General features: G+C 41.7%; 14 protein-coding genes and 1 rRNA gene. 6 read left to right on the forward strand and 9 right to left on the reverse strand.

The genetic code is table 11. From position 1 onward, the window contains the following. Window positions 1-155: 155 nt before the first annotated feature. Window positions 156-270 (forward strand): 5S ribosomal RNA (gene rrf / locus NO991_RS15080). Window positions 271-909: 639 nt separating this feature from the next. On the opposite strand, the gene NO991_RS15085 is transcribed toward rrf, so the two are convergent. Genes NO991_RS15085 through gpmM form a run of 4 tightly spaced genes read right to left on the reverse strand, consistent with a single transcriptional unit; the run spans window position 910 to window position 5,695 of the window. Continuing rightward, window positions 910-1,668, reverse strand: coding sequence for a divergent polysaccharide deacetylase family protein (locus tag NO991_RS15085; RefSeq protein WP_209327254.1), 759 nt, complete (start codon window positions 1,666-1,668; stop codon window positions 910-912). Between the two features lie 35 nt (window positions 1,669-1,703). Then, window positions 1,704-2,972, reverse strand: a complete 1,269-nt coding sequence (locus NO991_RS15090; RefSeq protein WP_300362232.1) for a S41 family peptidase — start codon at window positions 2,970-2,972, stop codon at window positions 1,704-1,706. Window positions 2,973-3,007: 35 nt separating this feature from the next. Beyond that, window positions 3,008-4,147 carry a murein hydrolase activator EnvC gene (locus NO991_RS15095; protein ID WP_371352167.1) on the reverse strand — a complete coding sequence of 380 codons (1,140 nt, stop codon included), beginning with the start codon at window positions 4,145-4,147 and terminating at the stop codon, window positions 3,008-3,010. 3 nt (window positions 4,148-4,150) lie between these two features. After that, entirely contained in the window at window positions 4,151-5,695 is a 1,545-nt protein-coding gene (gpmM, locus tag NO991_RS15100) for a 2,3-bisphosphoglycerate-independent phosphoglycerate mutase (protein WP_054550972.1), read from the reverse strand. A gap of 192 nt (window positions 5,696-5,887) precedes the next feature. On the opposite strand from gpmM, the gene NO991_RS15105 reads away from it, so the two are divergent. From NO991_RS15105 to gpsA, 4 genes are read left to right on the forward strand one after another with little or no spacing between them, the layout of a single operon-like run. Next, a complete protein-coding gene (locus NO991_RS15105; RefSeq protein ID WP_054551326.1) occupies window positions 5,888-6,319 on the forward strand; it encodes a rhodanese-like domain-containing protein in 432 nt (143 codons plus the stop codon). Between the two features lie 30 nt (window positions 6,320-6,349). After that, complete coding sequence (gene grxC, locus NO991_RS15110; RefSeq protein ID WP_054550973.1) at window positions 6,350-6,607, forward strand: glutaredoxin 3; 258 nt, start codon at window positions 6,350-6,352, stop codon at window positions 6,605-6,607. A gap of 41 nt (window positions 6,608-6,648) precedes the next feature. Beyond that, entirely contained in the window at window positions 6,649-7,134 is a 486-nt protein-coding gene (gene secB / locus NO991_RS15115) for a protein-export chaperone SecB (RefSeq protein WP_054550974.1), read from the forward strand. A gap of 3 nt (window positions 7,135-7,137) precedes the next feature. Further along, window positions 7,138-8,145: an NAD(P)H-dependent glycerol-3-phosphate dehydrogenase gene (gene gpsA / locus NO991_RS15120; RefSeq protein ID WP_054562802.1), complete on the forward strand. Its 1,008-nt coding sequence runs from the start codon at window positions 7,138-7,140 to the stop codon at window positions 8,143-8,145. Window positions 8,146-8,218: 73 nt separating this feature from the next. Here gpsA and NO991_RS15125 read toward each other — a convergent pair whose 3' ends face one another. Both NO991_RS15125 and trmL read right to left on the reverse strand, forming a co-directional pair. Next, on the reverse strand, window positions 8,219-10,105 hold the full coding sequence (locus NO991_RS15125) for a bifunctional diguanylate cyclase/phosphodiesterase (protein ID WP_138619044.1): 1,887 nt from the start codon (window positions 10,103-10,105) through the stop codon (window positions 8,219-8,221). A gap of 102 nt (window positions 10,106-10,207) precedes the next feature. Then, a complete protein-coding gene (trmL, locus tag NO991_RS15130; protein WP_054550977.1) occupies window positions 10,208-10,672 on the reverse strand; it encodes a tRNA (uridine(34)/cytosine(34)/5-carboxymethylaminomethyluridine(34)-2'-O)-methyltransferase TrmL in 465 nt (154 codons plus the stop codon). 101 nt (window positions 10,673-10,773) lie between these two features. Here trmL and NO991_RS15135 point away from each other — a divergent pair, with 101 nt between their 5' ends. Beyond that, complete coding sequence (locus tag NO991_RS15135; RefSeq protein ID WP_235372578.1) at window positions 10,774-11,682, forward strand: cation diffusion facilitator family transporter; 909 nt, start codon at window positions 10,774-10,776, stop codon at window positions 11,680-11,682. On the opposite strand, the gene NO991_RS15140 is transcribed toward NO991_RS15135, so the two are convergent. From NO991_RS15140 to NO991_RS15150, 3 genes are read right to left on the reverse strand one after another with little or no spacing between them, the layout of a single operon-like run. Next, on the reverse strand, window positions 11,661-12,602 hold the full coding sequence (locus NO991_RS15140) for an alpha/beta fold hydrolase (RefSeq protein ID WP_300419440.1): 942 nt from the start codon (window positions 12,600-12,602) through the stop codon (window positions 11,661-11,663). The genes NO991_RS15135 and NO991_RS15140 overlap by 22 nt on opposite strands. Then, window positions 12,603-13,988 (reverse strand): ATP-binding protein, encoded by a 1,386-nt coding sequence (locus NO991_RS15145; RefSeq protein WP_300362472.1) that lies wholly within the window; start codon window positions 13,986-13,988, stop codon window positions 12,603-12,605. 1 nt (window position 13,989) lies between these two features. Further along, window positions 13,990-14,679 (reverse strand): response regulator, encoded by a 690-nt coding sequence (locus NO991_RS15150; protein ID WP_054550979.1) that lies wholly within the window; start codon window positions 14,677-14,679, stop codon window positions 13,990-13,992. Window positions 14,680-14,709: the final 30 nt, after the last annotated feature.

Below are 14,709 nucleotides of genomic sequence, written 5' to 3' on the forward strand. Positions count from 1 at the left end.
CCTGTACTAATTACCCGTGAGGCTTAACCATACAACGCCAAACGCGTTTTATGACAGCGTAACAGACAGAAGTTAAGTTACTAAAGTAGACAATTACTTGATATCAGAATTCCAGATTTTAGTTAATTGCCAAGGCGATTAACAAACCAAATTTGCTTGGTGACAATAGCGTTTTGGACCCACCTGACCCCATGCCGAACTCAGTAGTGAAACGAAACAGCGCCGATGATAGTGTAGCAGCTGCTATGTGAAAGTAGGTCATCGCCAGGCTCCAAATAAGAGAAGCCCGATTCGAAAGAGTCGGGCTTTTTTGCGTTTGTAGCTTTCAGCCAGGTAGGTTGGGTAGAGCGTAGCGAAACCCAACGTGAGTTAGTGAGTTACAAGTTAGCAAGGGTAAAGTTGAACTGTAGTGTTGTTTAGTAAAGAGTCACCCTCAGCATTAACCCAGTTCATTCCCCAGGTAGGTTGGGTAGAGCGGAGCGAAACCCAACATAATCCATATGACCTTCTTCATAACCCATGGTTAAAAATTCTTAAAATCTCTACTGGTCTAACAGGTTAGCGAGCTCTAAAATGGCTTACTTCACCTTGCGCTAATTCGTCTTTTATTAATGAGCTTTATCTCTTCATTCTGCATGACGAATTACCACGCTGTTGGGTTTCGCTTCGCTCTACCCAACCTACGCCAGACCTTCAAGCTTTACCTTGCTAATAGAAAACTCTGAAGTGCCTCTGGCAGGGCTTTATTGTTTAAGGAGGCTCTGACCTAAACACCCACACCGCGGCTGATCGCTGACGGCTGAAAGCTGATAGCTCTGTGTTTGGTTTCGCTGCGTTCTACCCAACCTACGCCAGACTTCCAAACTTTACTCCTTCAACTTTCCCCTCGCTAACTCTCGTTTATAACACTCATTCCCCTTGTTTTTGCTCAGCTTTGGCTAGTTGAATGTATTTTGTTTCGACTAGTTGTGAGAGGGGAACAAGTTCGAAGCCTTGCTGTTGTAGTTCTGGGAGGGCTTGTTGCAGAAAAGCAACGGTTTCTGGGTAGGGGTGGGCAATGGCGATTGCGTAGTTGAAGTGTTGAGCTTTGGTTTTTAGCTCTTCTAGTTGGTGTTGTAGCTGACTTTGGGTGACATTGTTATCAAGAAATACATGGCGAGATACATTTGCGACACCATACAGGTTAGCAACATTTTGTGCTTCACTTTGACTCGTAGTACGGCTGTCTAAGAAGTACAAACCACGTTTCTTTAAAACTTCCATCGTCCATTTCATTGGCTCGGTAAGCTGTGTTAGCTCAGATCCCATGTGGTTATTGACCCCTTTTACTTGTGGTAAAGAGGCTAACGCATGGCCAAGGGTTGTTTGTAACTCTGACTTACTCATAGTATTGGTGAGTGCACCCGGACCAAGTGCTTTACTTTTATCAAGCGCTTGCATTGGTACATGTAAAAGTAGTTCTTTATGAGTTCTACTGGCGCGCTCTGCAAATATTTGTGAATAGGGAGTATGGGGCAAGATCGAGAAGGTCACTTGCCCTGGTAAGTTTAATATTTCAAGGTCGCGCTGATGGTTGCCTATATCATCAATTACTATGGCTATTTGCTTTGCTTGGCAAAATAGCGGTAGGCAACATACGGCGAGTAATAAGCCTTTTTTTAAGTTCACTTTTTGTAATTATTATATCCGTTGTGAGCATTTACTTACTGCATAATAACGAGCTGCTTTGCTGTAAGTTGCTTTTTTTCTTGTCTATCTAGAAGTGAGCTAAAAAGCGCCAATTCTTGGATATTTTTTATTATAACGCCTTGGTCAATTTCTGAAAGCATTGTTTGATTAATACTCACATCTGGAGTGATCCCCTTCCCATCGATAGATTGACCCAAAGGTGTGTAATAACGTGCTGTAGTCAGTTTCAATGCGGTATTACCATTACCTAATGGTATCAACGATTGCACTGAGCCTTTACCAAATGAAGTTTCGCCAATTAGCACCGCTCGTTGATTGTCTCTCAGTGCTGCTGCGAGTATTTCAGCTGCAGAGGCTGAGTTTTCGTTAATTAGCACGGCAATAGGAGCGCCACTGAGTATGTCGCCTTTATGGGCTTTAAACTTCTGATTAGCTTCATTAAAGCGACCTTTGGTGGATACGATGGTGCCGTTATCTAAAAACAGATCTGCAACTTCAATCGCCCCTTGTAATGTACCGCCAGGGTTATCGCGTAAATCAATGATTAAACCTGAAAGAGGGAAGCTATTGGTGACCTGCATTTTTGCAAGCTCTCGAGCAACATCGTGCAATGTATGATTGTTAAATGCATTGATACTGATCAGTGCAACGCCTGTATCTGCTAAATGGCCACTCACACTTTCTAGGTTAATCTGTTGGCGCTTAACCGAGAAATTAAGCTCAGTATTTGTCTCTCTTTTAACAACTACATCAACGGCGTTCTCACCGCTTTGGCGAATCAACTTAGCCACTTCTTCGATGCTTTTGTCTAAAATAGGCTGTTGATTAATCGCAATAACTTCATCATTTACCTGAAGACCCGCAAGCGCCGCAGGTGAGTTATTAATAGTGTTGACAATATACACGCGACCCTCTTCAATTTTTACTTCTATACCGAGTCCTGTGTATCTACCATTAGTGCTACTGAAGATAGCATCGAGCTCAGTTTCGTCGAGATATTTTGAATATGGATCAAGGCGCTTGAATAACGCTTCGACTTGTAAGTTATCAGGCTGAGTTACAAATGCGTTTTGCAGTTTAAGATCATCAACATAATACGTATGAATATTAAATAGGATTTCGTTTAGTTGCTGATGCTGTAGTGATTGTAACGAGGGTTTTGCAACAGCCTGAAACGATTGCAATATCAGGCATAGCAAGCTGACAAGTAATAGAAAAGACAGCTGAGTAAAAAACTTAGCTGGGGAAAAATGAGCATTGTAAGAGTAAGTTGTGTTTAGCATCAGCTGCTCCACATAGAGTGCAGCTATTTAATCAATTAAATGCGTCTGCACCATTTTACAGGATTTACTGCGCGTCCTTTGTGGCGTATTTCAAAGTATAGACCAGGATCTGGTTGTCCGCCGCTTTGACCGACTAAAGCAATCGTTTCGCCTTCTCTAACAAGGTCGCCAACATCGCGAAGAAGGGTTTGAGCGTGACCATATAAGCTCATAAAGCCATCGCCATGATCAATAGCGATAACCCAGCCAAAGCCATTTAGCCAGTCAGCGTAAACTACTTGGCCGTTCTGTACGCTTTTAACATTACTGCCTTCTTTGGCGCTGATTAGTACGCCTTTCCAATCTATGTTGCCGTGCTTGCGTTGTCCAAAGCGGTGGCGTAATGCTCCTTTGGTTGGCCAGTCGAGTTTGCCCTTACTACTTTGTAAGCCTAGTAATTCAACTTTTTCGTTTCGTTCTTGTTCAAGCTCTTCAATGGCGGTGATCAGGGTTTGCTCATTTTCTTTTAAATAATCAATTGAGCTCTTCGTTTCTTTTAACGCTGACTGGAGTTTATTGAGGTTAGTTTTACGCTCTTGCTGTGCATTGACTAGAGCTTGCTGGCGTCTTTTTTGCTCATCATATAAGGCAACTAGACGTTGTTTGGTTTTTTCAAGCTCAGCTTGGTTGTCTGCAATTTCTTGCTGCAGTGCTTTGAGTTCTTCAATTTGCTCAATACGTGCTTTATTTAAGTAATTGTAATAACTTAGTGTACGCTCAATTTTGGCTGTGTCTTGTTGGTTAAGCAACATCTTTGAGTAGTCATGACTACCTGCCATATAGGCGCTTTTTAGTTGTGCAGCTAATAAGGTTTGGCGTTGTGCTTGCTGGGCTTTAAGTTGCTCAGCTTTAGCTAGTTGTTCGCGTTGTTGTTGCTCATTCTCTTTAACAGATTGGGCGGCAAGGTTTATTGCTTTGGCATTTTTGGCGATGTCGAGCTCATGGGCGCGCAGATCTTTACGCATTTGGGCAATGGACTTGCGTTGACCTTTAAGCTCAGCCTCTGTTTTTTGTAAAGCTGATTGAATGTCTGATAAGTCTTTTTTGGTTTGATCTTCATTAGCAACAACCGTAGTTGCTACTAATGAAGTCAGTATTAAACCAGTTTTAAGGAAGTGGTTAATACATTTACTCATAGCTTATTTCAGCGTCATGATTGGTTTACCAGTCATTTCACTTGGCTGCTCTAAGCCGAGTAGGTGAAGCATAGTTGGAGCCACGTCACTCAATGTTTTACCATCATGTGGTGTTGCATCACGGCCAACATAGATAAATGGCACTGGCTCACTGGTGTGTGCGGTATGTGCTTGGCCCGTTGCTGGGTTAGCCATTTGTTCAGCATTACCATGATCGGCAGTAATAAGCGCTTCACCACCATGTTCTTCAAGTGCTGCAACTACACGACCAATACAATGATCAACTGCTTCACATGCTTTCACAGCAGCCTCAAATACACCTGAGTGGCCTACCATGTCTCCGTTAGGGTAGTTACAGATGATGGCATCGTATTTGCCGCTAGCGATTGCTTCAACAAGTTTATCGGTCAGCATTTCAGAGTTCATTTCTGGTTGCAGATCGTATGTTGCCACTTGTGGTGATGGAATTAGTTCGCGAGTCTCACCAACAAATTCATCTTCACGACCACCACTAAAGAAAAAAGTCACGTGTGCGTATTTTTCTGTTTCAGAAATACGTAGTTGAGTTTTACCTTGTTTCTCTAACCATTCGCCTAATACATTTGTTAAAGGCTCTGGAGCAAACGCAATCGGCGCTTTAATGTCTGCTGCGTACTCTGTCATCATTACAAATGCACTTAACTTAGGTGATTTCTTCTTATCAAAACCACTGAAGTCAGCATCAACAAAGGCACGAGTCATTTCACGTGCTCGGTCTGCTCTGAAGTTAGCAAAGATAACAGTGTCGCCGTCATTGATCTCTGCAGCTGCTTGGCCTTCAGGTACAACCGTTGTTGCAGCCACGAACTCGTCGTTCTCGTCACGTGCATAAGCGGCTTCTAGTGCGGTTACACCGTCAGTGTAGCTGTATTCAGCAATGCCACTCACCATAACATCATAAGCAAGCTCGACACGATTCCAACGGTTATCACGGTCCATTGCATAATAACGACCAACAAGCGTGGCTAAACGGCCACAGCCAAGTTCAGCAAATACAGCTTCGATACGCTCAATTGACGCTTTTGCACTGCGTGGTGGCGTGTCTCGACCGTCTAAGAAACCATGGAAGTAAACTTCTTTTGCCCCGCGCTTAGCAGCTAGTTCGATTGTTGCAACAATGTGGTCTTCGTGACTATGAACGCCACCTGGGCTTAAAAGGCCCATGATATGCACGGCTTTGCCTGCATTTACTGCTTTGTCGATATTATCAACAAGCGCTGGGTTACTGTCGAACTCACCATCTTCAATGGCTTTAGTGATACGCGTGAAATCTTGGTAAACGATACGGCCAGCACCTAAATTTACGTGGCCTACTTCAGAGTTACCCATTTGTCCTGCAGGTAAACCAACATCAAGTCCCGAACCTGAAATTAATGTATGTGGGCGGGTTGCCCAAAGGTTGTCGAGTACTGGGGTATTAGCAGCAAGTATGGCGTTACTTTCTGTGTCTTCACGGTATCCCCAACCGTCTAAGATCATTAATACCAATGGTTTTTTATGCTCTGTCATTATAGCTCCTGAAGATTGGCACTTATATATCACTAGCATACCGTGTTTTATGGTTTTGATCAGCTATCAATATGTCATATTAAAATATTTCACGCCCTAGCATTTTCAATTCAAGCACGTATACTTGCGTGGCAAATTTTAATTAACCCATGGCTATGCGCTGTGGTACCTAAATTTCTTAGTGGAAAACGCATGGATCAATATATTGAATTTATCTCGAATCATCCGGTTTTGAGCATTATCTGGTTGGCATTAGTTGCAATGCTGATCAGCAGTTGGTTTAAAAGTAAATTTTCGGCTATCCGTCAAATCAACCCACAGCAACTTACCTTGCTAATTAACCGTGATGATGGCCAAGTGATTGATATACGTTCACAAAAAGAGTTTAACTCTGGCCGTATTGCAGGCGCAACTCACTTAAATCCGGAAAAAGCAAAGCAATCTGATTTTTCAAGCCTTGAAAAGTTTAAGACGAAACCCATTATACTAGTATGTACCACGGGCATGACTGCCTCAGGTATCGCAACTGCAATGCATAAAGCAGGTTTTGAGCGAGTTTATGTATTAGCGGGCGGTATGGGCGCTTGGCAATCAGCTAGCTTACCAACAACGACCGGTCGTTAATAAGGCTCACTGCCCGATAGAGGAATTATTATGAGTAATGTTGTTCTTTACACAAAAGCATACTGCCCATTCTGCCAACGTGCTTTGGCGTTATTAGACAGTAAAGGTGTAGACTACACGAATATCGATATTGGTGTTCACCCTGAGCGTCGTGATGAAATGATCGACAAAGCAAATGGTGGTTACACAGTTCCGCAAATTTTCATTAATGATGAACATATCGGCGGTTGTGACGACATGATGGCAATTGAAGCGCAAGGCCTTTTAGACGCAAAGCTTAACGCTTAATAAATTTTAAATATAAAAACGAATACAAGTTAGGAATTACAATGAACGAAGAAAATCAAAACGCAGCAGCAGAACAAGCCGGCGCTCAATTCTCAATCCAACGCATCTACACAAAAGATGTTTCATTTGAGACGCCTAACTCACCTGCTATTTTCCAAAAAGAGTGGACTCCTGAAGTTAAGCTTGACTTAGATACTCGTTCTAACAAATTAGAAGAAGGTGTGTTTGAAGTTGTTCTTGCTTTAACAGTAACGGCTTCAATCGGTGAAGAAACTGCATTCCTATGTGAAATCCAACAAGCGGGTATTTTCACAATTGGTGAAGTTGAAGAAGTTCAACTTGCACACATGTTAGGTGCTTTCTGCCCGAACGTACTTTTCCCATACGCTCGTGAAGCAGTATCAAACCTAGTTAACCGTGGTACTTTCCCACAATTAAACTTAGCGCCAGTTAACTTCGACGCACTATTTGCTCAATACATGCAACAACGTGCAGCTCAAGATCAACAGGCAACTGCAGACGCATAAGCTATGAGTACAGCACAATCAGCTGTTACAGTATTAGGGGCGGGGTCTTATGGCACCGCCCTTGCTATTTGCTTTGCCAGAAATGGCCACCCAGTTACTTTGTGGGGCCGCAATAGCGATGACGTTGCTACGCTTGCAGCTGAGCGAAAGAATCAACGTTATGTTCCAGATGTTAGCTTTCCTGACACCCTCCAACTAGAAGCTGATTTAGAAACGGCAGTTAAAGCAAGCAAGATCATTTTGGTTGTTGTGCCGAGTCATGCTTTTGCTGGCACGCTGCAAAAAATCAAACCTTGGTTGTCAGAAGGTGCTGAGGTTGCATGGGCTACCAAAGGTTTAGAGCCAAATACAGGGCGTTTATTGCAAGAAGTAGCGGTACAAGAGCTAGGAGATGATGTTCCTCTGGCTGTGCTTTCAGGACCTACGTTTGCAAAAGAAATGGCAATGGGATTACCAACTGCTATTTCGGTATCGTCGACTTCTAAAGACTTTGCTAAGCAATTAGCTGACCTTTTACACTGTGGCCGCTCATTTAGGGTGTATAACAATGATGACTTTATTGGAATACAGCTTGGTGGCGCAGTTAAAAATGTCATTGCGATTGGCGCAGGTATGTCTGACGGTTTTGGCTTCGGTGCCAACGCACGTACTGCTTTAATCACTCGCGGTTTAGCTGAGCTATGCCGTTTAGGTTGTGCATTAGGTGCCCGTTCAGATACCTTTATGGGTATGGCCGGCCTTGGTGACTTGATCTTAACCTGTACAGATAACCAATCTCGTAACCGTCGCTTTGGCCTTGCTCTTGGCAAGGGTGAAGGCGTAGAAGCTGCGATTGAATCTATTGGTCAGGTTGTTGAAGGCTATAGAAATACCAAAGAAGTGTATTTACTTGCTGAGCGCACAGGTATTGAAATGCCAATAACGGAGCAAATTTACCAAGTACTTTATGAAAATAAAGATGTAAAAGAAGCTGCGATGGCACTACTTGGCCGTGAGCAAAAATCTGAATAATTTAGATTGTGCACTTTTAAATAAAAAACGCGATTTATTAATCGCGTTTTTTATTTAAAGTATATTCTAATCATTAGCTTGATTGTTGCTTTTTTAATTTTTCGTTAATAAATTCGCTAACTTGCTCAGCTTTTAATGGCTTACAGTAATAATAACCTTGTTGAAAATGACAGCCCATAATATGTAGCATGTAGGCTTGTTCTTCTGTTTCTACTCCTTCGGCGACCACATTAATATCTAAATATTTAGCTAGTCGCACTATGGTGGCAGTGATATTACGATCTTGGTCGTTTTTATCGATGTCTTTTACGAATGACTTGTCAACTTTTAGCGTATCAATAGGAAAGCGTTTTAAGTAACTGAGTGATGAATGACCTGTTCCAAAATCATCTAGTGCAATATGTACACCTAGTGATTTTATACGTTTCATTTGCTGCTCTGCGAACTCGGGGTTGTCCATCATAGCGCTTTCTGTGATCTCGAGTTCTAAGCAATGTGCTGGGACGTCAAATTTAGCCAAATTATCAACGAGTGTTTCTATAAGACTACTTTGTTGAAAGTGTAGGGCTGAAATATTAATAGCTACATTACCAAACGAAATGTTTTGTTTTCGCCACTGTGCCAGTTGATTAAGTAGTTGTTCCATTAGTAATTGGGTAAGCGGAATAATGGCACCATTTTGTTCAGCTAGCGGAATGAACTCATCGGGGTTAATCACACTGCCATCTTCTTGAGGCCAGCGAACTAATGCTTCAAAGCCGTATAACTGATTATGCTGGGCATCAAACTTAGGCTGAAAATAAAGCTCAAACTCATTGTTGTTGATAGCTCTAAATAAAGCGCTTTCTTTGGTTAACTCGGTTGGGTCGAGTGTGTGGCGGTCTTTATCAAAAAATTGATATGTATTATGGCCCATTTTCTTAGCATGATTCAAAGCACTGGTTGCGCTGCGCATTAAGTTTTCGCAGTTATAGGCGTTGTCTGGATAAATAGCAAGGCCGCAACAGGCAGATAGCGAAGTCTCAAAACCATCCAACATAAAAGGGGTTTTGAATTGCTGCAGCACGATGTCTGCGGTCTTTTTGGCGAAGAATACCGTTTTACCTGAGTAGAGATAGGGCGGCACAAGAATCGCGAATTCATCTGCGCCGAGTCTTGCAATGGTAAAAGCTGAGTTGAGTGCGCCAGTAAGACGGCAAGCAACTTCTTTTAATAAAACATCTCCAACAGTATGGCCCAAAGAGTCGTTTATTTTTTTGAAGTTATCTAGGTCGATAAATATGATTAGCAAGCTTGGGTATGTGTCGTTACAGGCTTTAATCGCTTTTTCGAGCGACTCTATAAAAATGGCGCGGTTTGATAAACCAGTAACAGTATCTTTGGTTGTAAGCTTGAGCATCGTGCGCTCGTTATTCTTGCGGGCTGTTATATCTGAAAATACTCCGACATAGCGAACTGATTTTTTGAAAAAGCGCGAAGTCGTAATTTTAGTAATGGATAAATCAAGGGCGTAGGGTTTGCCATTTTTACGGACATTCCAAATTTCACCAGACCAATAGCCATCATCTATAAGCTCTTGCTTTATAATTGCTTCTAATTGTTGGTCACGGCCATTAGATGTATGTGCTTTAAATCGTTTACCGATGACATCATCCTCGCTAAAACCTGAGATTTCGCTAAATGTTCTATTAACCTCAATGATATTGAACTCATCATCAGTAACCCAGACAGCGTCTTTCGATTTTGAAAGTAACGCATCAACAAAAACCAATCTCTGTTTTTTACGCTGTAGAGCAATACTAATAATTATCACTACTGCGATGAGTAATAACAAGGTAAGTGCTGCGGTGATAACATAACTTGTTAAAGCAATCGGTGGGTTGGAAGTGAAAACTGTTGCAGCACTGGCAAAGTGCTGTAACAGTAAAATGATACAGCACACTAGGGTGAAAATACGCATTACTTTCCATCTAAAGTATTAAATCAGCCCTTTTAGATTAGTATATTAAAAAAGGTCGTGCTAAATAATTAGTGGATAATTTTAAATCACATTTTCAGTGCATTATTGACCGTTCACAAACCCTAATTGACGCCAAGATTCATAAACAAATACAGCCACTGAGTTAGATAAGTTCATGCTACGGCTGTCTTTTTGCATTGGAATGCGTACACGTTGTTCTTTCGGTAATGATTGAATGAGTTCATCAGGTAAGCCACGCGTTTCTGGCCCAAACACTAAACAATCGCCGGGTTGGTATTGTGCTTGATGATGAAATTGGCTGCCCTTTGTTGTGCAAGCATAGACTTTTTTGGGTTGGCATTTTTCAAGGTATGCTTCAAACGAGGCATGGCGCTGTACATGGCTAAACTCATGATAATCAAGGCCAGCTCGCTTTACACGTTTATCATCCCACTCAAAACCAAGTGGTTCAATTAGGTGTAACGCATAACCTGTGTTTGCGCATAAGCGAATGATATTACCCGTGTTTGGTGGAATTTCTGGTTGGTACAACACAATATCAAGCATGTGAATCTCATTTTAAAGGATTTGATCTGCTGCTGAGTATACACGAACTAGAAAGAAAAGATGATATACTCAATACAGTTACTCACTTAAGGTAAGTTGTTGTGCAGCATCGTAGTTACGAGTTTTGGGTTAAAACAGCGAGTCTAGTCACCATTGTTATGGTGAGTTTAATGATTGCTGCAAAAAGCTGGGCATGGCTTGCATCTGGCTCGGCATCAATGTTGGGTTCTTTAACTGATTCGTTAATGGATATCACCGCATCACTGATGAGTTTTTTAGTGCTTGGTTATGCACTGCGTCCTGCTGATGACGATCATCGCTTTGGTCACGGTAAAGCCGAAGCATTAGCAGGGCTTGCACAAGCCGCTTTTATAGCAGGTTCTGGTTGTTTTTTAGCGTTTCATGGCATTGAGCGCTTATTTAATCCTGTAACTTTAAAGCATTCTGATCTTGGTATTTGGGTCAGTATTTTCGCTATTGTTTGTACGCTCGTGGTGGTGTTTGTGCAAACTAAGGTGATCAACCACACTGAATCCATTGCCATTAAAGCAGACTCGATTCATTATAAAGGCGATTTAATCTTAAATTTGGCCGTACTACTGGCAATTGTGTTAGCTAAGTACGGTGTTGCTTATGCCGATCCATTATTTGCTATTGGTGTGGCTGTTTATTTACTTTATAACAGTTGGGACATTGCTCGTGACAGTGCTGATCATTTAATGGATAAAGAGCTGCCAGATGAAGAAAAAGCAGAGATACTCGCCATTGTGAATAGTCATCAAGACGTATTTGGCGCCCATGATATTCGCACCCGCCAAGGTGGTAAAATTAAGTTTATTCAGATGCATTTAGAGTTAGAAGACTCATTATCATTAATAAGAGCCCATCAAGTTGCAGATGAAGTCGAAGCATTAATTCAAACGCATTTTGATTGTGAAATGGATGTTCTGATGCACCTAGACCCACTTTCTGTGGTTAAGAAAACACGTCAAAGTTCTGCACAAAATTGATAAAAATCGCTGAGTACTGCTTGTCTAATTTCGTCGCGTTCACACAATAACTCGTGGCGAGCACCTGCGTAGCTTTTTATTTGTGCTTGCTTTTGTCTATGAGTAAGTGCAAATTGCGCAGCGTTATCGACTACGGTATCTTGCTCTGCGCTGGCGATAAACAAAGGAATATGGACTTTTTTATCCACTAAAGAGGCAATAAAATCAAACGACGCATTAAGCCAACCATAGGTGACGCCACCTAGTTGTAAATCACCTTCTGCTGCATACAGCTCTCTGAACAGCTTATATCGAATTTCACTACTGGTTAGTTCATTAGCTGCAAAGTCGACGGGTAAATAATCGCTTTGGCCAAATGCGTAACTGCGGCCAAGACCAAGTAAGGATGCAATTTTAGCAGCCAGTTTTGCTACAGGCTTTGGCGTGCCTTTAGTATAGATATCAAACATCGGCGCTGATAAAAAAGCACCCGCAAATTGATGTTGATAACGCGACAGGTAATCATAGGCAATGGCACTGCCCATAGAGTGGCCAAGCAAAACCTGCTTACCTTGCCAGTGTTGCTGCACCACTTTTTCTATAAATACAGCAAAGTCATTTGCATAATCAGTAAAACGGTTTACATAGCCTTTATGAGTATTTTTTAGATGACGATAAGAGCGGCCTTGCCCCTGGTGATCAACACTAAAAACCGCAAAACCATTTTGATATAGCTCCCAAAGCAACTCTTTGTACTTAACTAGAGATTCTATACGGCCAGTACTGATAACGATGGCCGTTTTTGCTTGCTGAGGAATAGCATAGCCGTAATAAAGCTTGCCATGAGCGGTGCTCAGAAAGTCTTGCTTTAATTGCTCAGAAAAAAACTGGTTAATATTAGGTAGGTTACTAACAAGACTTGCTTCGCTACTGTAAAACATTTACTCACTCTTAATTGGGAGACGGATGTTTACGCATAGTCCGCCATGTTCTTGGTTTTCAAGTGTTAGTGTACCATCATGTGCTGAGATAGCATTCTTTGCAATTGCAAGACCTAAGCCTGTACCCCCAGTGTTTCTATCGCGAGCATGTTCTTGGCGAAAGAAGGGTTCACATAGCCTTGCAAGGTTCGCTTCATCAACACCTTTACCATCATCACAAACAGTAATGTAAATAGCATCTGATTCAACTAAGCCTATTGAGATTGAATGTTCTGCGTATTTAATGGCATTGCGTAGTACATTTTCAAGTGCGCTGGCTATTAAGGTTTCATCGCATTTTAAATCGGCAGTTAGTGTACCATTGACAATAAGCTCTTTATTGTTTTGCTTGGCTTCAAATTGAGCATCGTTGAGAACATGATCAACAATCACTTGTAAAGACTGCGTACTCAACGCTAGGGTTTGGCTTTTGGCCTCTAAGCGAGAAACTTGAAGGACATCGGCAATCATTTTATCAAGCTGATTTGCCTCTTTTTCAATACGCTCTAAATAAGCGTGTTGAGCGTCATCAGCTTGCATTTGTGCAAGGCCTGTGGCCATTTTTAAGCGCGTTAATGGTGAGCGTAGTTCATGGGAAATATCTGCTAGTAATCTTTTTTGCGCGCTAATAAGCTGCTCAAGTTGTACTGCCATGGTATTAAAGTCACGACCAAGTACACCTAACTCATCTTGACGAGTAGGAGATACATCGGCACGAGCTGTTAAATCGCCATGAGCCAGTTTTTTTGCGGTTTCTTTTAAACTATTAATGGGAGCTATTAAGTTACGGCTAAAGAAGAAACTCAGCATCAATGAGGCGATTAAAGCAATGAGTAGCTTTAGCCAAATTGGCATTAGCCATAAGCTAACAAAAAACGGTTTTTTACGTTTTTCATCAATCTCATAAAGATAAAACTTACCTTCAGGCACATTTAATGCTATCGGTCCATAAGCTTGGTATTCATCGGTAAAAATAATTTGCGGGCGCATATATTTGGTAAAGTTCAGCAAGCTTAAATCAATGTCTTTGGATACAGGTTCGCTGAGCATTTCAACACCATGTGCCTCACCATTTAAGTACAGTAATTTATGCTTAGATAAGCGCGGATGAGATAAAACCTCTTGAGTTGATTTGCCGTGCTTAGCAACAATACGTTCAATACTTTTAGCAGTGTACTCTAGGTTCTTAAGCATGGGTCCACGCAGCTCATCGTTGCCGACATTGCTCGTTAATTGGCTTAAAAAAACCAATATTGTGATAGTCGCTATGACGGTAACCCAAAACCAGGCAAATATTTTTAAAAACAAATAATGCCGAGGATGCTTTAGCCAGCTTGGAGTTTGCATATTATTCGCCTTGTATTAATACATAACCACTGCCACGCATGGTTTTGATTCGTTCATTACTAACGTGTTCTGCAATCTTTTTACGGATGTTGCTGACATGCATATCGATTGAACGGTCAAAAGGGGCAAGGCGTCTACCAAGGACTTGCTCACTTATTTGTTCTTTGCTGATCACTTCACCGGCATGTTGTACTAGCATGGCAAGGATCTCATACTCAGTGCCGGTTAGACTAAGTACATTGTCTTTAACAGAAGCTTCTCGCGTTGCAAAATTAACATTGATGCTGTTAACACTCAATGAGCTGGCCTGTTGGCTCGATAAGCTATTGATATGTTCGATGCGACGGGTAATTGCTTTAACGCGAGCTAGCAGTTCTCTGTGGTTAAATGGCTTAGGAATATAATCATCTGCGCCTAGCTCTAAACCAAAGATACGATCAAAGTCTTCACCTTTAGCGGTTAGCATGATCACTGGAGTAAGCTTATGTTGTCTTAACTGCTTTAACACTTCAAAGCCATCCATAGATGGCAGCATCACATCAAGCAATATTAGCTCATAGTTATGCTTTATAGCTTGTTTTAGGCCTTCAGCGCCATCATGAACACACTCTACTGTAAAACCTTGTGCTGATAAGTACTCGCTGAGTAATTCGCACAATCCTGTATCGTCGTCGATCATTAATAGTTTCATTCTGACACCTAGCTATTTATTTCTTTAAGG

Origin of the sequence: Pseudoalteromonas sp. DY56-GL22 (genome assembly GCF_041414715.1) — a bacterium.
Taxonomy (GTDB): Bacteria; Pseudomonadota; Gammaproteobacteria; order Enterobacterales; family Alteromonadaceae; genus Pseudoalteromonas; species Pseudoalteromonas simplex.

What these genes read in the sequence shown, in the direction of transcription:
- NO991_RS15095 (WP_371352167.1), bottom strand. Translation starts at nt 4,147, where the DNA reads ATGAGTAAATGTATTAACCACTTCCTTAAAACTGGTTTAATACTGACT.
- NO991_RS15145 (WP_300362472.1), bottom strand. Translation starts at nt 13,988, where the DNA reads ATGCAAACTCCAAGCTGGCTAAAGCATCCTCGGCATTATTTGTTTTTA.
- NO991_RS15125 (WP_138619044.1), bottom strand. Translation starts at nt 10,105, where the DNA reads ATGCGTATTTTCACCCTAGTGTGCTGTATCATTTTACTGTTACAGCAC.
- NO991_RS15140 (WP_300419440.1), bottom strand. Translation starts at nt 12,602, where the DNA reads ATGTTTTACAGTAGCGAAGCAAGTCTTGTTAGTAACCTACCTAATATT.
- trmL (WP_054550977.1), bottom strand. Translation starts at nt 10,672, where the DNA reads ATGCTTGATATTGTGTTGTACCAACCAGAAATTCCACCAAACACGGGT.
- gpmM (WP_054550972.1), bottom strand. Translation starts at nt 5,695, where the DNA reads ATGACAGAGCATAAAAAACCATTGGTATTAATGATCTTAGACGGTTGG.
- secB (WP_054550974.1), top strand. Translation starts at nt 6,649, where the DNA reads ATGAACGAAGAAAATCAAAACGCAGCAGCAGAACAAGCCGGCGCTCAA.
- NO991_RS15105 (WP_054551326.1), top strand. Translation starts at nt 5,888, where the DNA reads ATGGATCAATATATTGAATTTATCTCGAATCATCCGGTTTTGAGCATT.
- gpsA (WP_054562802.1), top strand. Translation starts at nt 7,138, where the DNA reads ATGAGTACAGCACAATCAGCTGTTACAGTATTAGGGGCGGGGTCTTAT.
- NO991_RS15090 (WP_300362232.1), bottom strand. Translation starts at nt 2,972, where the DNA reads ATGCTAAACACAACTTACTCTTACAATGCTCATTTTTCCCCAGCTAAG.
- grxC (WP_054550973.1), top strand. Translation starts at nt 6,350, where the DNA reads ATGAGTAATGTTGTTCTTTACACAAAAGCATACTGCCCATTCTGCCAA.
- NO991_RS15150 (WP_054550979.1), bottom strand. Translation starts at nt 14,679, where the DNA reads ATGAAACTATTAATGATCGACGACGATACAGGATTGTGCGAATTACTC.